The sequence below is a fragment of the Aeromonas eucrenophila genome, from assembly GCF_000819865.1.
GTDB lineage: Bacteria > Pseudomonadota > Gammaproteobacteria > Enterobacterales > Aeromonadaceae > Aeromonas > Aeromonas eucrenophila.
The window spans coordinates 420,753-441,212 of sequence record NZ_CDDF01000014.1 but is presented as its reverse complement, the minus strand read 5'-3'; the positions used below and the strand labels follow the sequence as shown (position 1 = coordinate 441,212).

The window sequence follows — 20,460 nt, the reverse complement described above, 5'->3', positions numbered from 1 at the left end:
TCGATGCTGTGAGTGCCCACACAGATTGCTTGATTCAAATTGTTAAAGAGCGACGCAGCTTTTGGCTGCTGCGGGAGTGGCATTCTACTCAACCGCCTTCTCGAGTCAAGCCTTATTTTCAGAGGCTTTTCGAGGCACCGACTTGGCTTGATTGCGTTGCCGCTTGCCCTGTCGATGGAGGCGCATTATAGGGAGCTGGATCAGATTGGCAAGGGCGATTTCGCATTAAATTCGCATTTCGAGTTCAACCGTTCATTAATTATCCAGAATGATGTTTAAGTCCGCAACGAGAGACTCTAGTGAGAAGAAGTGGTCTTGATTTGCAAGGTGGCACTGTCGATAGATCAAGGTTGCATCGAATTGGTTTTCCCGATCGCCACAACCATGATGATCGAGATCCCGCCTTCGGGTAACATAGCGCCCCTTTGCGATTCTCACACTCTTGGGCTTTGGAGAGTTTAATGCCTTTTGCACTTGGCCAGCGTTGGATTAGTGATACAGAGACGGATCTGGGGTTGGGAACTGTCGTTGCTGTTGAAGGACGCATGGTTACCCTGTTGTTTCCGGCTACCGGTGAAAACCGCATGTATGCCAAAGAAGAGGCGCCGGTCACCCGGGTCAGCTTCAATGTGGGCGATCAGATAGCCAGTCACGAAGACTGGACCATGCTGGTCGAGGAAGTGCAGGAGAAGGATGGGCTGCTTATATATGTAGGCACACGTACCGACACCGATGAGCCCGTCGTCCTCAAGGAAGTGTTCCTCAGCAACTTCATCAAGTTCAACAAGCCGCAAGATCGCCTGTTTGCCGGTCAGATCGATCGGATGTCGCGCTTTACCTTGCGCTACGAAGCCCTGATCAACCAGCACCAGCGTCGCCGTAATCCGACCCGCGGCCTGGCCGGTGGCAAGGTCAGCCTGATCCCACATCAGCTCTATATTGCACACGAAGTGGGACATCGTTATGCCCCGCGCGTGCTGCTGGCCGACGAAGTGGGTCTGGGCAAGACCATAGAAGCGGGCATGATCATCCATCAGCAGCTGCTGTCCGGCCGTGCCCAGCGCGTCCTCATCCTGTTGCCGGAGACGCTCCAACACCAGTGGCTGGTCGAGATGATGCGCCGCTTCAACCTGCACTTCTCGTTGTTTGACGAGGAGCGCTGCATCGAGGCCTTCGCAGACGCCGAGAATCCGTTCGAGACGGAACAGCTGGTGATCTGCAGCCTCGACTTCCTGCGCAAGAAGCGCCGCCGCTTCGAGCAGGTGCTGGAAGCCGAGTGGGATCTGCTGGTCGTCGATGAGGCCCACCACCTGGAGTGGAGCGAAGAGGCGCCGAGCCGCGCCTACGAAATGGTGGAAGCCCTGGCCGAACAGGTGCCGGGCGTGCTGCTGCTGACCGCCACCCCGGATCAACTCGGCCACCAGAGCCACTTCGCCCGTCTGCGCCTGCTCGATCCCGAGCGGTTCTACGACTACGACGCCTTCCTCGCCGAGGAACAGGCCTATGGCCGGGTCGCCAGCGCCGCACAAGCCCTGCTGGCAGGGGATCCTCTGAGTGATGAAGCCAAGCAGACTCTCGCGGGCCAGCTTGAAGGGCTGGACTTGAGCGATGCCACCGCCCGCCAGCAGGCAGTGCACAAGCTGCTCGATCAGCACGGCACCGGCCGGGTGCTGTTTCGCAACAGCCGCGCCAACATCCAGGGCTTCCCGGAGCGCCACCTCAACGTCTACCCCATGCCGCTGCCGGAGCAGTACAAGACCGCCATCAAGGTGATGGGCATGATGGGTGGCAATGGTGGCGATCTGCAGACCCGCGCCCTGCGCTACCTCTATCCGGAGAAGATCTTCCAGCAGTTCGAGGGTGACAACGCCAGCTGGACCCAGTTCGATCCTCGGGTCGACTGGCTGCTGGAGCTGCTGCTCGGCGCCCGCCAGCAGAAGGTGTTGGTGATCTGCTCCGAGGCCGCCACCGCCCTCGCACTGGAAGAGGCGCTGCGTACCCGTGAGGGCATCCGTGGCACCGTATTCCACGAAGGGATGTCGATCCTGGAGCGGGACAAGGCCTCCGCCTATTTTGCCCAGCAAGAGAGCGGCGCCCAGGTGCTGATCTGCTCCGAGATCGGCTCCGAAGGCCGCAACTTCCAGTTTGCTAGCCATCTAGTGCTGTTCGATCTGCCGCTCAACCCGGATCTGCTGGAGCAACGCATCGGCCGTCTCGATCGCATCGGTCAGCAGAACACCGTCGAGATCCACGTCCCCTATCTGGAAGGCACCGCCCAGCGCGCGCTGCTGGACTGGTATCACGATGGCCTGGATGCCTTCGAGCAGACCTGCCCTACCGCTCGCCCGGTATTTGAAGCCGTGCGCGAGGAGTTGTTCGAGCTGTTGGCCGCCAATGACGGCGAACAAGCGGCGCTGGATGCCTTGCTGGTCAAGACCCGTGAGCTGCATGAGCCGCTCAAGTCCCGCCTGGAACAGGGCCGCGATCGCCTGCTGGAAATCCACTCCAGCGGGGGCGATGCCGCCCGCGCCCTGGTCGACAAGCTGACCGCCGAAGATGACGACACCGGCATGATCTCCTTTGCCCTCAAGATGTTCGACGAGATCGGCGTCAATCAGGACGACAGAGGTGAGCATGCACTGGTACTGACCCCCGGCGATCACATGCTGGTGCCGAGCTTCCCGGGCCTGCCCCAGGATGGCATGACGGTCACCTTCGATCGCCCCATCGCCCTGGCGCGGGACGACATGGCGCTGCTCTCCTGGGAGCACCCCATCATGCGCGGCGGCATCGATCTGATCCTGGGTTCCGAGATTGGCGCGACCTCGGTCGCCCTGCTGAAGAACAAGGCACTGCCGATCGGTTCCATCCTGCTGGAGCTGATCTTCGTCGCTGAATCGGCCGCCCATCCCCAGCTCTATCGCTTCATGCCGCCGACTCCGATCCGGCTGCTGATGGACAAGAATGGCCAGAACCTCGGCGAGAAGGTGGCGTTCGATGCCTTCAACCGCCAGCTGACCCCGGTCAATCGCCACCTTGGCAGCAAGCTAGTGACCGCGTCCCAACCGGTGATCCACGGCCTGATCGGCAAGGGCCAGATCATCGCCGAAGAGCTGAAGGCCGGTATAGTGGACAAGGCTCGCGGTCAGATGGCGCAGACCCTGCAGCAGGATCTCGATCGGCTGGAGGCCCTCAAGGCCGTCAATCCGAACGTGCGCGACAGCGAACTGGATTATTTGCGCAACTTGCAGGCAGAATTGCATCACCTGATCGACCAGACCCAGCTCAAGCTGGATGCTATCCGCTTTATCGTGGTTACCCATAACTGACAAGGTAGTGAAGGTGCATAACCGGATCGGCAGCGACCCGATCCGGCTCAGGCTCAGGCTCAGGCTGGATGCCATGCACTTTATTTATCGTGGTCATCCATAACTAAGTCACTGATGGGGCCTGCCCCTTGGATTAAAGATGCAAGACGCTACATTTGAATACTCACCGCCGCAGGACCCCTGGCTCGATATCCTGTTCAAGGACAAGGACATCATGGTGGTCAACAAGCCCACCGGCCTGCTCAGCGTCCCCGGGCGCGGGCCCGAAAATGAAGACAGCGTCCTGTATCGCGTCAAGCAGCAGCACCCCAAGGCGGCGGCGGCTCACCGCCTCGACATGTCCACCACGGGCGTTATCGTCATTCCCCTCACCCCGAATTCTCATCGGGAACTGAGTCGGCAATTTCGTGAACGGGAAACCGAGAAGCACTATCTCGCATGGGTGTGGGGCGAGCCACAAGCCGACTCCGGTCAGGTCGATCTGCCGCTCTGCGTGGACTGGCCCAACCGGCCAAGGCAGAAGGTGGACTTCGAGGAGGGGCGCCATGCCCTGACCCTGTGGGAGAAGCTGAAGGTGGAGAACAGCAACAGCCTGATCAAGCTGACGCCGATCACTGGGCGATCGCACCAGCTGCGGGTCCACATGCTGGAGCTGGGTCACCCCATCCTGGGGGATAACCTCTATGCCCATCCCGAAGCCCTTGCGGCGGCTCCGCATCTTTATCTGCATGCGGCCATGCTGACCATCACTCATCCCCGCAGTGGCGAGCGGATGAGCTTCGAGGCGCCGGCCCCCTTCCCGCTCTAAGCCAGATCGCTGGCTTAGGATTTGAATAAAAAAAGCCCCCATCAACCGATGGGGGCTTTTTCATTGGGGTCAGACGTGAATGTTGATGTTGCTTCCCAGCGACCCCGTTGCCGATGTAGCCGGCGCCTGGGTGGGTTGGGCGGCAGTCTGCAGCAACTTCAGCGCGGTTTCCCCGTCCTGAAGCTGCTGTTTTTTCGCCAGACTGGCCGTCATCAAGGCAGAACCATATGACGTAGATGCAGAGCTAGAAATATCCATTGTGTACCTCCTGCCTAAGCTCTATCGGCCAAGACAAGCCAGACATGAGGGATATCACTCAGATCAAATAGGCCTTGTCCGGAACACGTTGCGTCAGCCAGCGCTCTTCCATCTCCAGCAAGGTCTGATAGACCTTGGCCGCCTGCTCGGGGCGACTGAACAGATAGCCTTGCCCGTAGAGATGAATGTCGGTCAGAGAGCGCAGTACATCGAGCTGACCCTGGGTCTCAATGCCTTCACATACCAGCTTCTTGCCCAGCATGGTGCCCATGCGGCAGATGTTGGCAACCAGCTCGGCTGCCTCGATGGAGATGTCGATTCCCTGGATGAAGGATCTGTCGATCTTCACCTTGCTCACCGGCAGCTTCTGCAGATAGCTCAGGGAAGAGTAGCCGGTACCGAAATCATCCAGCGCCAGCTGAACTCCCTGCTGGTTCAGATCCTGCATCAGCTGCAGGGAATTCTTCACCTCGCGCATTGAGGTATCCTCAGTCACCTCCAGCACCAGACTAGCGGCGGGAATGTGATGATCCATCAAGGCCTTGGCCACCAGTTTCAACAAGTTGCGCTGATACATACCGGGGGAGATGTTGACGCACATCTGCAGATCAACCAGCCCCAGGTGTTGCCACTTATGCAACTGCTCGCAGGCGGTATTCAAGATCCAGCTGCCAAGCTTCTCCGCCAGCTGAAACTCCTCCGCGACCTGGATCACTTCGTTTGGCGGAATGAAGCCCAGCTCGGGATGACGCCAGCGCAGCAGTGCTTCGACCGCCTCGCAGCGACCCGTCTCCAGGTTGACGATGGGCTGGTAATAAAGTTCGAGTGCGTTGTGCTCCAGCGCCATCACCATGTCGGAGGCTAGATGCTTGCGCCTGACCGTCTCGTTGAGCAGGGAGTTGTCATAGATGACATAGGGCACATGGGTCTTGCGACTGTGGGACAGGGCCTGCTCCGCCCGGCTGAGCAGCTCCTGAGTCTGGTTGCTGTCCATGGGGAAGAAGGCGATGCCGATCCCCACCTCCAGCCTAAACGGATAGTTGTCGATGAGAATGTCCTGCTTGAGGGAGTGCAGCACTCTCGCCACCAACTCCCTGACATGGCGCAGATCGCTCCCTTCCCGCTGCAGCATGGCCAGCTGATCGCCCCCGAGACGGGCCACCCACTCACCATTTTCACACAGGGCGCGCAGCCGCTTCGCCAGCTCCCGCAACAGGAGATCCCCGGTGCTGTAGCCAAACTTGCTGTTGATGTCCCGAAAATCGTTGATGTCGACCAGCACCAGTCCGAACGGCGTATCGCGGCTGACGTAAGACTCCATCTTCTCCAGCAGCGCCAGTCGGTTGGCCAGCCCGGTCAGGGGGTCGACACGGGCCATCCTGAAGTGGCGCCTGGCTTCGCGGATCAGCAAGCCACTGAGCAGGATGACGGAGATCACCAGACCAGACACCATGAACAACAAGGCGTTACGCAACTGGCCGAAGCGCTTGTCATTACCCGAATAGACGTTGATGTTGTTCTGCATGACGGAGGCGAGAGAGTAGGACAAGGGTTCTTGCAGGGGGGCCAGCGTCATCATGATCTGCTGGTAATCCGGGGTGCCGGGTTTGAGATCGGCCAGCTTGGGTTCCAGTTCCCGGATATTGCTCTCGGTCAGTTTCACCAGGCGCAGCGTCTTCTGATTGTCTGTCAGACTCTTTCGAAGCTGGCCACTCAGAAGGACCGGCGTCCGGCTCCAGAGGATGTCGTAGCGCAGCAGCAGCGCCTCATGATCGATACCGCCGTAATGATAAATTTCGACCGCATTGAGGAAGCGGCCCAGCTCGAGCTGGAGCTGCATCAATGCCCAGGAGACGTCGTAGGTGTACTTTTCCATCACCCGGGTCGCATTTTGTATCTGCACCAGGCAATACAGAGTGCTACCCGTGAACAACAGAATGGATAGATAAAGAACGCCGAGTAAGGGCCAAGCCCTGGTCTTCGTTTTCAACCCATGCCCCCGCAAGCCACCATCATTACTGCTGAATGTCGATTGAACTCAGTTGCCAGATCATCATGTCGGTGAATTCAGAGCGCTTGAGTTCGGGATACTTGTCCAGTGGCAGGATAAACCAGAGCGGTCCCTTGTCACGTACCCGCATGGTCATGCCGTCGTCCTGCCAGGCCAGAATAGGATCATATTGTTTGACCTTATCCCAGTTGACCCGGATCTGGAAACTGTTCAAGGCCGTCAGGGTAATACTCTTGCCTTCGGCCCCAACCGCCGTCATCAGGTCCGCCAGTTTTGGTCCCACGTACTTGTGCGGCTTGTCCACCCAGGGGTTGCTCGTCACGATTTCGTGCTGCGGCAGCGCCTGGATCATGGCGATGTCAAAGGCGACTTCCCCATCCGCCTGGTCGGCGGGATCCACGTTGCCCGTCACCTTGAGGATCACTGGCCCTTGCGGAGTCGCCCATGCCAGGGTGGGCATGACAAGAGAAAACAGTAATGGAATCAGGCCTAAATTTCGCATGCTCACCTCAGATGATTTCACTATCAATAGACTCATTCTAGTAGTGCTAAAAAAAACGGCCCGCAAATGCGGGCCGTTCGTTAACAATGGCGGGATTACATCATACCCATGCCGCCCATGCCACCCATATCAGGCATGGCAGGGGTGTCTTTCTTCGGCAGCTCGGTGATCATGCACTCTGTGGTGATCATCAGGCCGGCGATGGAAGAGGCAAACTGCAGGGCGGAACGGGTCACCTTGGTCGGATCCAGGATGCCCATGGCCAGCATGTCGCCGTACTGTTCGGTGTAAGCGTTGTAGCCGAAGTTGCCTTCGCCGTTCTTCACCGCGTTGGCGATGACGGAGGCTTCTTCACCGGCGTTGATGACGATCTGACGCAGCGGAGCTTCCATGGCGCGCAAGGCAACCTTGATACCCACGTTCTGGTCTTCGTTGTCACCACGCAGGCCAGCCAGCTTGGCGGCAACGCGTACCAGCGCCACACCACCACCGGCAACCACACCTTCTTCCACGGCGGCGCGAGTTGCGTGCAGGGCGTCGTCAACGCGGGCCTTCTTCTCTTTCATCTCGACTTCGGTGGCAGCACCAACCTTGATCACCGCAACACCGCCAGCCAGTTTGGCTACGCGCTCTTGCAGCTTCTCACGGTCGTAATCGGAAGAGGTCTCTTCGATCTGCTGACGGATCTGAGCAACGCGGCTCTCGATCAGGGCAGCATCACCCACGCCATCGATGATGGTAGTGTTTTCTTTGGTGATGACGATGCGCTTGGCACGGCCCAGATCTTCCAGGGTCGCCTTCTCCAGCTCCATCCCCACTTCTTCGGAGATCACGGTACCACCGGTCAGCACGGCGATGTCTTGCAGCATGGCCTTGCGACGGTCACCGAAGCCCGGCGCCTTGACGGCAGCGACTTTCACGATGCCACGCATGGTGTTGACCACCAGGGTCGCCAGCGCTTCGCCTTCCACGTCTTCGGCGACGATCAGCAGCGGTTTGCCCGCCTTGGCCACGCCTTCCAGCACCGGCAGCATTTCGCGGATGTTGGACACTTTCTTGTCCACCAGCAGGATGAAGGGATCATCCAGCTCGACGGCACCGGTTTCCGGCTTGTTGACGAAGTAGGGGGACAGGTAGCCACGGTCGAACTGCATGCCTTCAACGACAGCCAGTTCATCTTCCAGGCCCTGACCGTCCTCAACGGTGATGACGCCGTCACGACCGACTTTGTCCATGGCTTCGGCGATCAGTGCACCCACTTTCTCGTCGGAGTTGGCGGAGATGGTACCTACCTGGGCGATGGCGTTGCTATCGGCACAAGGAGTGGACAGCGCCTGCAGCTCGGCGACGGCAGCCACGACGGCCTTGTCGATACCGCGCTTCAGATCCATCGGGTTCATGCCGGCGGCAACGGCCTTCAGGCCTTCGTTGACGATGGCTTGAGCCAGTACGGTTGCGGTAGTAGTACCGTCACCGGCGGCGTCGTTGGCCTTGGAAGCAACTTCCTTGACCATCTGGGCGCCCATGTTCTGGAACTTGTCTTCCAGCTCAATTTCGCGGGCAACGGAGACGCCATCCTTGGTGATGGTCGGTGCGCCGAAGGACTTGTCCAGTACCACGTTGCGGCCTTTCGGGCCCAGGGTCACCTTGACGGCATCGGCCAGGATGTTGACGCCTTCCAGCATTTTGATGCGAGCTTCGTTGCCAAACTTAACTTCTTTAGCTGCCATGTTCTTGAGTCCTTAAATCAATTCGGGGAAAAGGGAATGATTACTCTTCGACAATCGCCAGGATGTCGGTCTCGGACAGGATCAGCACGTCCTGGCCATCCAGCTTCTCGGTCTTCACACCGTAGCCTTCGTTGAAGATCACCTTGTCACCCACCTTGACGGCGAGGGCTTTGATATCGCCATTGTCCAGAATTCGACCAGTCCCCACGGCAAGAACTTCACCACGGGTGGACTTCTGGGCCGCGGTGCCAGTCAAGACGATGCCGCCAGCGGATTTGGCTTCAGCTTCGATGCGCTTGATGATGACGCGGTCGTGCAGTGGACGAATTTTCATCGATAACTCTCCCAAAATGAGTATCTTGTGTTGCTTGAGGAATGGCCGCAGTCGGCCAAATTTGTTATGTCCCTGATCTGGGGCAATTTGGATTGCCCTTCAAGGGCAAATACAAAAAAAATTTTTTCACGTACTATGAAGATCTTTGATGGATCTCGCCCCAATCAGGAAGGGGGATGGACGCGGCCGCCATGCTGGCCCAGCTGCAAACAGAGACAATCCCTTGAGCCGACCCAATCCCATGCTGACGGATCCCATGCCCTCAGTGCTGCTGCGCATGACGGGCCCCATGATCCTCGGCATCATCGCCATCCTGGCCTTCAATCTGGTCGACACCTTCTTCATCGGCCTGCTGGGCACAGAGGCGCTGGCCGCCATCAGCTTCACCTTTCCGGTGACCTTCGTGGTGACCTCCCTGACCATGGGGCTGGGGGCAGGACTCTCCGCCCTGCTCGGCCATACCCTGGGTCAGGGGCGCCACGACGAGGCGGCTCGCATCACCACGGACTGTCTGTTCCTCGCCGTCGTGCTGGTGTCCCTGCTCTCCGCACTGGGCGCCCTCACCATAGTCCCCCTCTTCACCCTGCTCGGGGCCAGCCGCGAGCTCATCTCGCTGATCCACGACTACATGCTGATCTGGTATCTCACCGTGCCCCTGCTCGCGCTGCCCATGGTCGGTAACGCCGCCATCCGGGCGACCGGGGATACCAAGACCCCGAGCCTGGTGATGGCCGTGGCCGGCCTGGTCAACGGCGTGCTGGACCCCCTGCTCATCTTCGGCATAGGGCCCTTCCCCGAGTGGGGCATTCGCGGCGCTGCCATCGCCACCTCCCTCTCCTGGCTGATGGCGACTCTGGTCAGCCTCCATATCCTGCGCAAGCGAGAGGGACTGCTGTTGCGACACCTGTCCCCACGCCCACGGCTGCTGGCTCATTGGCGCGCCCTGTTGCACGTGGCGGTGCCTGCCTCCTTCACCAACATGCTCAACCCGCTGGCCAATGCCGTGCTGATGATCATCTTCGCCGGGCTGGGCACCGAGGTGGTGGCCGCCTACGGAGCCGCGTCACGAGTAGAAGCCCTGCTGCTGATCGTGATGATGGCGCTCTCCTCGGTGCTGGCCCCTTTCATCTCCCAGAACTGCGGCGCGGGCAGCCCGGCGCGCGCCAAGGCGGCGCTGCTGCTGTGCATGCGCTTTGCCCTGCTGTTCCAGCTCGTCGTCTATGGCCTCGTCTGGCTGCTGGCCCCCCTCGTCGCCGGCCTGTTCAGCGATCAACCCCAGGTGGTGCGGCTGATCGTGCTCTACCTGCACCTGGTCCCCATCGGCTACGGCTTCCAGGGCATGGTGATGCTGCTGGCATCCGCGCTCAACGGCGTGCGGGCCTCGGCTGTCTCATTCGTCTTCAACGGGATGCGGCTATTTGTCTTCTTGCTGCCAGGGGCCTGGCTGGGGGCAAAGCTGGGGGGAGAACAGGGGATCTATCTGGGGATACTGCTGGCGAACCTGGCGGCGGGCCTGTTGGCATGGGCCTATGCCCACCGCAGGTTCGAGAGGCTGTGCCATCAGGGTACGCCCTGATCGGCACGGCCTCTCCACGGCAACCTACTCTTTACGCTCGAATTCACCCTCTATGGTGGTGCCGCCACGCTTATCCAGCCCTGGGCCATCGGTCGGACCTGCACCAAAGGGCGGTTGCTGTGGCGGGAAGCCCCCCATCTGCATCCTGAACTGACTGCTGCCCACCAGCTTGTCGGCCAATCTGTTGCGCAGCCAGGGCTGCAGCAGCAGGATCCCGAAGAAGTCGGTGACGAAGCCCGGAATGATCAGCAGCAGACCGGCCAACGCCAGCATCATGCCCCCCATCACCTCGCGACCCGGCATCTCCCCTTGCTGCATTTTTTGCTGGGCACTGAACAGGGTCTTGAGCCCCTCGCTGCGCACCAGGGAAGAGCCCAGCACCGCGGTCAGCACCAGCAAGCCCACAGTCGGCAGGGCGCCGATCACGGAGCCCACCTCGATCATCACGGTGAGCTCCAGCAATACCAGGCCGACCAACAACAGTAACAACTTGCCCATAACAACCTCAGTGCGGTGAATAAATGAACCTGCGATCGATGCGACCTGCGGAAAATCGAGCGCCGCGACCCATCATCGTATCGGTTTCTTACCCATAAAATGGGGTGTCATCCCCCTTTTTCAAGTCTGCCGGGTGATGTGGCCCCGGATCCGGAGAAATATTTCCCCGCCCAACTGGGATTGAAGTGGCTGTTCTGTCACAGTTAATCGCTCGATTGCAATATCTGTTTAATGACCACAAGATCTTTGGGGCTGTCTCAAATTTAGTGATCCAGGTCTAATATCAGGTACCTCAATTGAGGTAATATCCACATCAGTTATTAAACAGGGAGCAACAGGCTCCCAACTGCCCCACTCGATCTGTGGTGCTTCAGGATGAACCGTGCGTGAAGGAAGTCGCGACCACTCGGTGAGGATTATTTCCATTTATCTGATTTCTGAGGCATTACAATGAGCGACATCAAGAACGTCCGCATTGAAGAAGACCTGCTGGGCACCAAAGAAGTTTCCAACGATCTCTATTACGGCGTCCACACCCTGCGCGCGGTCGAGAACTTCAAGCTGAGCACTCAGAAGATTTCTGACGTTCCCGAATTTGTCCGTGGCATGGTGCTGACCAAGAAGGCCGCCGCACTGGCCAACGGTGAGCTGGGCACCATCCGTCCCGAAATCGCCGACAAGATCATCGAAGCCTGTGATCTGATGCTGAACACCGGCAAATGCTTCGACCAGTTCCCGGTCGACGTCTATCAGGGCGGCGCCGGTACCTCCGTCAACATGAACACCAACGAAGTGCTGGCCAACATCGCCCTCGAGCTGATGGGTCTGGAGAAGGGTCGTTACGACGTCATCAACCCGAACGACCACGTCAACAAGTGCCAGTCCACCAACGACGCCTACCCCACAGGTTTCCGCGTGGCCGTGGTCAACAGCACCGACACCACCCTGTTTGCCCTCGAAGCGCTGATCGCCTCCTTCGATGCCAAGGCCAATGAATTCAAGAACATCCTCAAGATGGGCAGGACCCAGCTGCAGGATGCCGTTCCCATGACCCTGGGTCAGGAATTCCACGCCTTCGCCGTCACCCTGCGCGAAGAGATCAAGTCCATCAAGCGTTGCCAGGAGCTGCTGCTGGAAGTGAACCTGGGCGCCACCGCCATCGGCACCGGCCTGAACACCCCGCCCGAGTACTCCGCCCTGGCCATCAAACGCCTGGCCGAGATCACCGGTCGCGCCTATGTTCCGGCAGAAGACCTCATCGAGGCGACCTCCGACTGTGGCGCCTACGTGATGCTGCACAGCGCCATCAAGCGTCTGGCCATGAAGCTGTCCAAGATCTGTAACGACCTGCGTCTGCTCTCCTCCGGCCCGCGCACTGCCCTGAAGGAAATCAACCTGCCGGAAATGCAGGCTGGCTCCTCCATCATGCCGGCCAAGGTCAACCCGGTCATCCCGGAAGTGGTCAACCAGGCCTGCTTCAAGGTATTCGGCAACGACATCACCGTCACCTTCGCCTCCGAAGCGGGTCAGCTGCAGCTGAACGTGATGGAGCCGGTGATTGGTCAGGCCATGTTCGAATCCCTGAGCCTGATGGAAAAAGCCTGCATCTCCCTGCGCGAGAAGTGCGTGGACGGGATCACCGCCAACCCAGAAATCTGCATGAACCACGTGCTGAACTCCATCGGTATCGTGACCTACCTGAACCCCTTCATCGGCCACCACGAGGGTGACATCGTCGGCAAGATCTGCGCCCAAACCGGCAAGAACGTCCGCGAAGTCGTGCTGGATCGCGGCCTGCTGACCGCAGAACAGCTGGATGAAATTCTCTCCATCGAGAACCTGATGAACCCGCAATACAAGGCCAAGCGTTACACCCGCGAAGCTACCGTATAAGCGTATCGATGGGCCGGGATCACTCCCGGCCCATAGAGCCAGTTCCCGATCGGCCTCCTCTCAGCCCTATCGGGAACTGGCTTTCTGCCACATAAAACCTAAAAAAACTGGAAAATGGAGTGTTCGCTATGATTGGAATCGAGTTACTTGTCGTGCTCGCCGCTATCTATCTGGGGGCCCGGATCGGCAGCATCGGCATCGGCTTCGCCGGTGGTCTGGGGGTGCTGGTACTGACCTGGGGTCTGGGCATGCCCATCCCGAGTGATCAGCTGGTGACCTATCTGCCATGGGACGTGATCATGATCATCGCGTCCGTCATCTGTGCCATCGCCTGTATGCAACTGGCCGGCGGGATGGACTACCTGGTATCCCTGGCCGAGAAGGCGCTGCGCAAGAATCCCAAGCACATCACCTTCGCCGCCCCGGTCGTCACCTACCTGATGACCATGCTGGCCGGTACCGGTCACACCGCCTTCTCCACCCTGCCGGTGATCGCCGAAGTGGCCAAGGAGCAGGGCATTCGCCCGTCCCGCCCGCTCTCCATCGCGGTTGTCGCCTCCCAGATCGCCATCACCGCCTCCCCCATCTCGGCGGCCGTGGTTGCCTTCTCCGGCATGCTTGAGCCACTCGGTGTCGACTACCTGACCCTGCTGGCCATCTGCATCCCGTCCAGCTTCATCGCCTGTATCCTGGGTGCCTTCGTGGCCAACATGCTGGGCAAACCCCTGGACCAGGACGAAGTCTATCTGGAGCGCAAGGCCAAGGGCCTGATCAAGCTGCGCGGTACCAGCAAGGTTGAGCTCAAGCCTTATGCCAAGCTCTCCGTCGGCATCTTCATCGCCGCCATCGTCGCCGTCATGGCGTATGCCACCGCCATCTCCGGCAACGTGGGCCTGATCTCCAGCCCGCCGATCCCCCGTGACGGCGCCATCATGGGCATCATGCTCTCCGCCGCCACCCTGATGGTGCTGTTCTGCAAACTGGACGCCGCCCAGATCACCAACATGCCGACCTTCAAGTCCGGTATGTCCGCCTGTATCTGTGTGCTGGGTGTAGCCTGGCTGGGCAACGTCTTCGTGAAGGGCAACATGGTCGAGATCCAGGCCTTCGCCGGTGATCTGCTGAGCCAATACAGCTGGCTGCTGGCCGTGGTGCTGTTCTTCTCCTCCATGCTGCTCTACTCCCAGGGTGCCACCACCAAGGCGCTGATGCCTGCCGCCCTGGCGCTCGGTGTCAGCCCGCTGGCCGCCATCGCCTCCTTCGCCGCCGTGAGCGCCCTGTTCGTACTGCCGACCTACCCGACCCTGCTGGCCGCGGTCGAGATGGACGATACCGGCTCCACCCGTATCGGCAAGGCGGTGTTCAACCACCCCTTCTTCATCCCGGGTGTTGCCACCATCGCCATGGCAGTGGCGCTGGGCTTCTTCTTCGGTGGCCTTATCCTCTGATAGCGTTCCACTCCTTGCCAAACGGCCCTTCGGGGCCGTTTTTTTATGCCTGTGGGCGCAGTCTCCGGCCTATAGCCAATAAAAAAGCCGCTCATGGGAGCGGCTTTTATCATCAAAGGCAAGTCATCAACTGGTGGTCTGCCGGGTACCGAAGTAGTCGGCAAGGAAGTCGTCGAACGACAGGCTGTCACCGCGCTCCCGCTCCCGCTGCTTGGTCAGCGAATCCCGCGCCTCGCCGGCGAAATAGGCCTCATCCCAGTATTGCAACTCACCGGACAGCATCTCCTCACGGTAGCGGCTCGCCAGTTCGTCACCGAAGCAGCCGTTGTCCTGACCGCTCTCCAGCAACTGCTTGAGCAGGCGGGCGGAGTAGGTCAGCTCGGGGTTGTGCAGCTTCTCGCGGTGCATGGCCAGCGTCTCGCGGTAGCGATTGCGACCACAGCAGCGATCCAGCAACCCGGCCACCTGCTCCAGCTCGTCGAACAGCTTGAGGCCAAACTCCTTGAGGCCGATGGGGTTACCCTGCTCGTCTTCCAGCTCGAGGCCGGGACGACGCCCCTCCAGCACCACCTTGTTCTGGTTGCGACGGTTACGGGCGATCTCTTCGGCGCTCAGCACGGGAGACGGGCGCAGCAGGCACCAGACCAGGAACAGGTCGAAGAAGCGGATCTGATCCACCTCGATGCCAAACGGCGTGAAGGGGTTCACGTCCACGGTGCGCAGCTCTATGTATTCGATGCCGCGCTGCTCCAGCGCGTCCGACGGTTTCTCACCGCTGCGCGGGGTGCGCTTGGGACGAATGGGCGCATACAGCTCGTTCTCCAGCTGCAGCACGTTGTCGTTGAGCTGACGGTATTCGCCGTTCACCTTGACCCCTATCTTCGCAAACTCGGGATCATGGGTGCTGATGGCGCGGCGCAGGCTGGCCACATAGGCGGGCAGGTTGTCATGGCTGATGTTGAGCTTGCTCTGGGAGCTGCTGGTGTAGCCGAGATCGGACAGCCGCAGCGCGGTGGCATAGGGCAGGTAGAGGGTGCCCTTGCCGGTCTTCTGGAACGGCAACGCGCTCTTGCGCCCCTTCAGGAAGGAGTCGCAGATGGCCGGCGAGGCGCCGAACAGATAGGGCACCAGCCAGCCGAAGCGGTAGACGTTGCGAATCAGCCCCATGTATTTTTCTGAGATGAAGCGCTGGCTGCAGCAGCCCTCGCCCACCAGATCCTGCCACTCGCACCAGAAGCTGTCCGGCATGGAGAAGTTGAAGTGCACCCCGGCGATCACCTGCATCAGGCTGCCGTAACGGTTCTTCAGCCCCTGCCGGTACAGGGTCTTCATCTTGCCGATATTGGAGCTGCCGTACTGGGCCAGCCGGATGCTCTCCTCGTCGCCGATGAAGCAGGGCATGGAGAGCGGCCAGATCCGCTCGTCACCGAGGTGATGAATGGTGTGGCGATGGATGTCGCCGAGCTGTTCTATCAGGCTCTCGATGGAGTCGGTGGCCGGGGTGATGAACTCCAGCAGGCTCTCGGAGTAGTCGGTGGTGATGTTGGCATGGGTCAGCGCCGAGCCCAGACTCCTCGGGTGATCGGTCTGGGAGAGGGAGCCTTCTGGGGTAATGCGCAGACATTCACGTTCGATCCCGCGCCGGATCCCCTTGAGGGCGGTCACCCGTTCCGGGGTTCCCAGGGCGGTCAACAACTCGGTGAGCGACAAGCTAGTAGTAGTCATATTCACGGCTCATGATGGGCCGCCCCAGGAGGGCGGCGCTTATTTTTTGCAGTGTCACTCAGGGCAACTGCAGTGGATAGATGGGAAGATGAAGCTCCGCCAGCGGTTTTTCAAGCTTTTGCTTGTCACCTACCACCACAATCACCATCTCGGCCGGATCCAGCCAGCGGGCCGCGCTGGCCTTTAACGTCTCAGGCGACACCGTTTTGATCAGCTCGCCCTGGGCCTGCACATAGTCCGGCTTCAGGTCATACATGATCATCTGCAGCAGGAAGCCAGCCTTCTGGGCCAGGGTCTCGTAGGAGAGCGCATCCTGCTGGGAGACGGCGCTGCGCATGTAGGCCAGCTCCACCGGCGTCGGGCCGCTTGCCCGGTAACCGTCCATCTCTTTCAGGAACTGACGGATGGCGTCCACGGTCGCGTCGGTGCGCACGTTGGCACCGGTGGCGAAGACGCCGGCCTCGCGGTTGGCCTGGAAACCGGAGCTGGCACCATAGGTGTACCCCTTGTCTTCCCGCAGGTTGAGATTGATCCGGCTGTTGAAGTTGCCCCCCAGATTGAAGTTCATCAGGTTGGCGATGAAGTAATCCCCGGTGGTGTCGAACGGCATGGCGCGGCGGCCGATGCGGATCACCGACTGGGGTGCCCCCGGTTTGTCCACCAGATAGATGCCGGGCTTGGCCTGCTCTCCCTTGGGCTTGAGATCACCCAGGGTGGGGGCGGCCCCCTTCCACTCGGTCAGGAAACCGAGCTCGGATTCGACCTGTTGCTGGGTCACGTCACCGGTCACCACCACCTTGGCGTTGGTCGGATTGTAGTAGTCCTGATAGAAGCGCTTCACGTCCGCCAGGGTCAGCTTCTCCACGTCGGTCAGCACCCCGTTGGTCGGTTGGCCGAGCCGGCTCTGCTTGCCGTACACCAACTCCCGGAACGCCTGGCCCGCCAGCCACTCGGGCTGCTGCTCGCTCTGCTTCATGCCCTGCAGCATCTGCGCCTTGAGCCGCTCAAAGTCGGCCTCCCGCATGCCGGGGCGCATCAAGACCTCGCGCACCAGCGCCATCGTCTGGGGCAGCTTGTCGGTCAGCGAACTGATGGTGATGAGGTTGTTGTACTGGGCGGTGGAGACGCTGATGCTGGCCCCGAGCTTTTGCAACTCGTCGCTGAGCTCGGCCTCGCTCATGCGCACCGTGCCCTGCTCCAGCATGGCGGCGGTGAGGCTCGCCAGCCCCAGCTCACCCTTGCCCTCGGCCCGGATGCCGCCCGGCAGGGCGATCATGATGGAGACCGCCGGGATCTCGTCACTCTGGGTGCCGATGATCTCGATCCCCTTGTCCAGCTTGCCGTGCCAAGTGGCCGGCACCTTGACGCTGACCGCCGCGCCCACCTTGGGCTCTATGCTGCGGTCGAAATTGTCTTTCACCGGGCGCAGGGCCAGGGGCTCCCCGTGCTGGCTGTAATCCGGCAGCACCCGCTTGGCCGGGGTAAAGTTCGGTTCGCCGGCCTGCCACTGGGTCTTGCCCTTGGGCACCACGCTCAGCACCACGGCGGGCTTGCCCGCGATGAACTTGTCATAGGCGGCCTTGACGTCTGACGCCTTGACCTGGCTGATGGCATCCAGATTCTTGAACACATAGTTCGGATCCTGAGCCAGCACCTGGCCCATGGCGAGCTGGCTCACCTTGCCCTCGATGCTGTCCAGCCCCCAGATGGCGGCGGCGCGGTAGCTGCTGATGGCTTTTTCCAGATCCGCAGGCTTGATGCCCCGATTGGCGAAGTCGCCTATCACCTTGTCCACCTCCCCCTTGAGGGTCTTGAGGCTGCCATCCTGGGCCGGATTCGGGTAGGCATAGACCGTCAGGGTGCAGGCCAGCTCCTCACAGGAGTGGGACGCACCGACCTCGATAGCCTTGCCGGTCTTGACCAGGGACTGATAGAGCATGGAGCTGGCAGAGCCGCCGAGCACGTCGGCGAAGATGTCCAGCGCCGGCTCCTGGGGATCGCCGAGGGCCACGGTCGGGTAGCTGATATAGAGCAGCGGCAGGTGCACCTTGTCTTCCAGGGTGACGTAGCGGGTCTCTGGCAGGCTCACCGGCTCGGGAGTCGGCTCGGGAGTCGGCTCGGCCACGTCGGGACCACGGGGAATGGAGCCGAAGTACTGCTCAATCCAGGCCAGCGCCTGTTTGGTGTCGAAATCCCCCCCCAGGGTCAGGGTGGCGTTGTTCGGCCCGTACCAGCGCAGGAAGAACTGCTTGAGGTCATCCACCCCGACTCTGTCCAGATCCTCCACATAGCCGATGGGCTGCCAGGAGTAGGGATGAGTGCGCGGGTAGAGCGCCTCCCCCGCCTTCTCGCTCACCAGGCCATAGGGCTGGCTGTCGATGCGCTGGGCCCGTTCGTTCTTGACGGTGGCACGCTGGATCTCGAACTTCTTCTGGCTCACCGCATCGAGCAGGAAGCCCATGCGATCCGCCTCCAGCCAGAGCACTTTCTCCAGCTGGTTGGCCGGCACCGTCTCGTAGTAGTTGGTTCTGTCCTTGTTGGTGGTGCCGTTCATGTCACCACCGGCCTCGTTGATGATCCGCATATGCTCCTGATCGCCGACGTGCTTGGAGCCCTGGAACATCATGTGCTCGAAGAAGTGGGCGAAACCGGACTTGCCCACCGTCTCGCGGGACGAGCCCACGTGATAGGTCACGTCGAGGTGCACCAGGGGATCGGATTTGTCCGGCGCCAGGATAACGGTCAGGCCGTTGTCCAGCTTGTACATCTGGTAGGGGATGCCGAGCTTGCCTTCCTGCTTGACCTGTTCCGATACCAGGGTCGGCGCCGCCAGCACCGGCAGGGCGACCCCAAGGAGAATGCTTAAAGGAATGAATTTGTTCACGGTTACCTCGTGAGTAAAAAGAAACAGCTAGAAGATCTGCCTGGCCAGCAGAAACACCAGGGCATAACGAAGCAATTTGCCAAGCCCGATCAGAATGAGAGAGCGCCAGAACGAGAGGCGCAGCCAGCCGGCCAGCAGACAGAGACCATCGCCTATCACCGGTGTCCAGGCGAGCAGCAAGCACCAGTGACCATGCAGTTTGAGCCAACCGAGAGCCTTTTGTTCCCCACGGCCCTTAAAATCTTCCGGCTTTTTCTTGTAGGTAGCAAGCCAGCCGAGCCACCAGGTGGTCATAGAGCCGAGGGTATTGCCGAGGGTCGCCCACAGCAGCAGGCTGGCCATGCTCCACTGATCCTGCTTTGCCATGACGCCCAGCAGCACTTCCGAGCTGCCGGGCAACAGGGTCGCCGAGGTGAAGGCACTCAGAAACAGCCAGCCCAGCCCGGTTTCCAGCGTCTCCATCATGCGAGATGGCGCTCGGCGGCAGGCATCCGCAACACCAGCTTGCCACGGACGTGACCGTTCTCTATGGCCTGATGGGCCAGGGCCCCCTCCGCCAGCTCGAACTCACCGGACAGGGTGATGTGGACATCGCCCTGGCGCAGCAGCATCAGCATCTGGGCCAGCTGCTTGCCGTCCGGGTGAACCAGCATGCCGCTCACGGCGATCTCCGACGCGGCGCCGGCGTCCTTGATGCTCTGCGCCGTGATGGTCGGCACCGTCACCAGCGTGCCGCCCTGCTTGACGCAGGCGAGTGCCGCCTTGCCGCTCTCGCCCCCCATCAGATCCAGCACCAGATCCACCTGGCCAACCTGGGCAACCCAGTCGGCGTCGTGGTAGTCCACCATGGTGGTGGCCCCGATCCCGTGCAGGAAGCCGTGGTTCTCCTTGCTGGCGGTGACCACCACCTCGGCGCCATAGGCGCTGGCGAACTGCACCGCCAGGTGACCCACGCCACCGGCCGCGGCCAGGATCAGCACTCGTTGCCCCCCCTTGAGGCCGCCGTGCTCGAACAAGCCCTGCCAGGCGGTGAGCCCCGCCAGCGGCAGCGCCGCCCCCTGCTTGAGGCTCACCCCATCGAGTTTGACCAGCTCGTGCTCGCTCACCACTATGCTCTCGGCATAGCCGCCGCCCGCCAGCGGGAAGCCCACCATGCCACAGACGGGATCCCCTTCCTGCAAGCTTGTGGCGCCCGGACCCGTCTTCTCGACCACCCCCGCCACGTCATAACCCGGGGTCCAGGGCAGCTTCTCCTTGTTCTGGGCCGCCGCCCAGCCGAGTCCGGCCCGGGTCTTGGCATCGATGGGATTGACGCCGGCAAAACAGATGCGCACCCGCACCTCCCCCTCGGCGGGCACCTTGTCGAGGGAGGGGTTGAGCTTAAGTACCGAGGGGGCGCCGAATGCGGTAATCTGTAGCTGCGTCATTGCACAATCCATCCTGTTGATTGATCAAGGATCCACA

General features: G+C 60.7%; 15 protein-coding genes. 5 read left to right on the top strand and 10 right to left on the bottom strand.

Annotation, left to right across the window (positions count from 1 at the left end; genetic code table 11):
• Window positions 1-461: 461 nt before the first annotated feature.
• Together rapA and rluA are read left to right on the top strand one after the other, a co-directional pair.
• Entirely contained in the window at window positions 462-3,329 is a 2,868-nt protein-coding gene (gene rapA / locus BN1124_RS15620; RefSeq protein WP_042643352.1) for an RNA polymerase-associated protein RapA, read from the top strand.
• A gap of 139 nt (window positions 3,330-3,468) precedes the next feature.
• Window positions 3,469-4,137: a bifunctional tRNA pseudouridine(32) synthase/23S rRNA pseudouridine(746) synthase RluA gene (gene rluA, locus BN1124_RS15615; protein ID WP_042643351.1), complete on the top strand. Its 669-nt coding sequence runs from the start codon at window positions 3,469-3,471 to the stop codon at window positions 4,135-4,137.
• Between the two features lie 69 nt (window positions 4,138-4,206).
• Here the strand turns inward: rluA and BN1124_RS15610 are convergent, their stop codons facing one another.
• From BN1124_RS15610 to BN1124_RS15590, 5 genes are all read right to left on the bottom strand, one after another.
• Window positions 4,207-4,395: a hypothetical protein gene (locus tag BN1124_RS15610; RefSeq protein WP_042643350.1), complete on the bottom strand. Its 189-nt coding sequence runs from the start codon at window positions 4,393-4,395 to the stop codon at window positions 4,207-4,209.
• 58 nt (window positions 4,396-4,453) lie between these two features.
• Complete coding sequence (locus tag BN1124_RS15605; protein WP_042643349.1) at window positions 4,454-6,385, bottom strand: putative bifunctional diguanylate cyclase/phosphodiesterase; 1,932 nt, start codon at window positions 6,383-6,385, stop codon at window positions 4,454-4,456.
• Between the two features lie 25 nt (window positions 6,386-6,410).
• Window positions 6,411-6,908 (bottom strand): putative pterin-binding protein, encoded by a 498-nt coding sequence (locus tag BN1124_RS15600; protein ID WP_042643348.1) that lies wholly within the window; start codon window positions 6,906-6,908, stop codon window positions 6,411-6,413.
• A 95-nt stretch (window positions 6,909-7,003) separates the two neighbouring features.
• The gene (groL, locus tag BN1124_RS15595) at window positions 7,004-8,638 is read right to left on the bottom strand and encodes a chaperonin GroEL (RefSeq protein ID WP_042643347.1); all 1,635 of its coding nucleotides are present in this window, start codon (window positions 8,636-8,638) and stop codon (window positions 7,004-7,006) included.
• Between the two features lie 40 nt (window positions 8,639-8,678).
• Window positions 8,679-8,972: a co-chaperone GroES gene (locus tag BN1124_RS15590; protein WP_042643346.1), complete on the bottom strand. Its 294-nt coding sequence runs from the start codon at window positions 8,970-8,972 to the stop codon at window positions 8,679-8,681.
• A 241-nt stretch (window positions 8,973-9,213) separates the two neighbouring features.
• On the opposite strand from BN1124_RS15590, the gene BN1124_RS15585 reads away from it, so the two are divergent.
• Window positions 9,214-10,548, top strand: coding sequence for an MATE family efflux transporter (locus BN1124_RS15585; RefSeq protein WP_231553661.1), 1,335 nt, complete (start codon window positions 9,214-9,216; stop codon window positions 10,546-10,548).
• A gap of 24 nt (window positions 10,549-10,572) precedes the next feature.
• On the opposite strand, the gene BN1124_RS15580 is transcribed toward BN1124_RS15585, so the two are convergent.
• Window positions 10,573-11,046 (bottom strand): FxsA family protein, encoded by a 474-nt coding sequence (locus BN1124_RS15580; protein ID WP_042643344.1) that lies wholly within the window; start codon window positions 11,044-11,046, stop codon window positions 10,573-10,575.
• A 450-nt stretch (window positions 11,047-11,496) separates the two neighbouring features.
• Here BN1124_RS15580 and aspA point away from each other — a divergent pair, with 450 nt between their 5' ends.
• Both aspA and BN1124_RS15570 read left to right on the top strand, forming a co-directional pair.
• Window positions 11,497-12,939: an aspartate ammonia-lyase gene (gene aspA / locus BN1124_RS15575; protein WP_033131853.1), complete on the top strand. Its 1,443-nt coding sequence runs from the start codon at window positions 11,497-11,499 to the stop codon at window positions 12,937-12,939.
• Between the two features lie 128 nt (window positions 12,940-13,067).
• On the top strand, window positions 13,068-14,387 hold the full coding sequence (locus BN1124_RS15570) for an anaerobic C4-dicarboxylate transporter (RefSeq protein WP_042643343.1): 1,320 nt from the start codon (window positions 13,068-13,070) through the stop codon (window positions 14,385-14,387).
• A gap of 126 nt (window positions 14,388-14,513) precedes the next feature.
• Here the strand turns inward: BN1124_RS15570 and gshA are convergent, their stop codons facing one another.
• The 4 genes from gshA to BN1124_RS15550 are packed head-to-tail and all read right to left on the bottom strand — an operon-like array spanning window position 14,514 to window position 20,423.
• On the bottom strand, window positions 14,514-16,112 hold the full coding sequence (gshA, locus tag BN1124_RS15565; protein WP_042643342.1) for a glutamate--cysteine ligase: 1,599 nt from the start codon (window positions 16,110-16,112) through the stop codon (window positions 14,514-14,516).
• A gap of 58 nt (window positions 16,113-16,170) precedes the next feature.
• Window positions 16,171-18,996 carry a M16 family metallopeptidase gene (locus BN1124_RS15560; RefSeq protein ID WP_042643341.1) on the bottom strand — a complete coding sequence of 942 codons (2,826 nt, stop codon included), beginning with the start codon at window positions 18,994-18,996 and terminating at the stop codon, window positions 16,171-16,173.
• Between the two features lie 27 nt (window positions 18,997-19,023).
• On the bottom strand, window positions 19,024-19,461 hold the full coding sequence (locus tag BN1124_RS15555) for a YqaA family protein (protein ID WP_042643340.1): 438 nt from the start codon (window positions 19,459-19,461) through the stop codon (window positions 19,024-19,026).
• Window positions 19,458-20,423 (bottom strand): NADP-dependent oxidoreductase, encoded by a 966-nt coding sequence (locus BN1124_RS15550; protein ID WP_231553652.1) that lies wholly within the window; start codon window positions 20,421-20,423, stop codon window positions 19,458-19,460. Before BN1124_RS15550 ends, BN1124_RS15555 begins: the two co-directional genes overlap by 4 nt.
• Window positions 20,424-20,460 lie beyond the last annotated feature (37 nt).

Excerpts from the sequence above, each read along its gene's own strand:
- BN1124_RS15585 (WP_231553661.1), top strand. The coding sequence starts at position 9,214 with ATGCTGACGGATCCCATGCCCTCAGTGCTGCTGCGCATGACGGGCCCC.
- BN1124_RS15600 (WP_042643348.1), bottom strand. The coding sequence starts at position 6,908 with ATGCGAAATTTAGGCCTGATTCCATTACTGTTTTCTCTTGTCATGCCC.
- BN1124_RS15610 (WP_042643350.1), bottom strand. The coding sequence starts at position 4,395 with ATGGATATTTCTAGCTCTGCATCTACGTCATATGGTTCTGCCTTGATG.
- aspA (WP_033131853.1), top strand. The coding sequence starts at position 11,497 with ATGAGCGACATCAAGAACGTCCGCATTGAAGAAGACCTGCTGGGCACC.
- BN1124_RS15550 (WP_231553652.1), bottom strand. The coding sequence starts at position 20,423 with ATGACGCAGCTACAGATTACCGCATTCGGCGCCCCCTCGGTACTTAAG.
- BN1124_RS15590 (WP_042643346.1), bottom strand. The coding sequence starts at position 8,972 with ATGAAAATTCGTCCACTGCACGACCGCGTCATCATCAAGCGCATCGAA.
- BN1124_RS15580 (WP_042643344.1), bottom strand. The coding sequence starts at position 11,046 with ATGGGCAAGTTGTTACTGTTGTTGGTCGGCCTGGTATTGCTGGAGCTC.
- BN1124_RS15555 (WP_042643340.1), bottom strand. The coding sequence starts at position 19,461 with ATGATGGAGACGCTGGAAACCGGGCTGGGCTGGCTGTTTCTGAGTGCC.
- rluA (WP_042643351.1), top strand. The coding sequence starts at position 3,469 with ATGCAAGACGCTACATTTGAATACTCACCGCCGCAGGACCCCTGGCTC.
- gshA (WP_042643342.1), bottom strand. The coding sequence starts at position 16,112 with ATGACTACTACTAGCTTGTCGCTCACCGAGTTGTTGACCGCCCTGGGA.
- rapA (WP_042643352.1), top strand. The coding sequence starts at position 462 with ATGCCTTTTGCACTTGGCCAGCGTTGGATTAGTGATACAGAGACGGAT.
- groL (WP_042643347.1), bottom strand. The coding sequence starts at position 8,638 with ATGGCAGCTAAAGAAGTTAAGTTTGGCAACGAAGCTCGCATCAAAATG.
- BN1124_RS15570 (WP_042643343.1), top strand. The coding sequence starts at position 13,068 with ATGATTGGAATCGAGTTACTTGTCGTGCTCGCCGCTATCTATCTGGGG.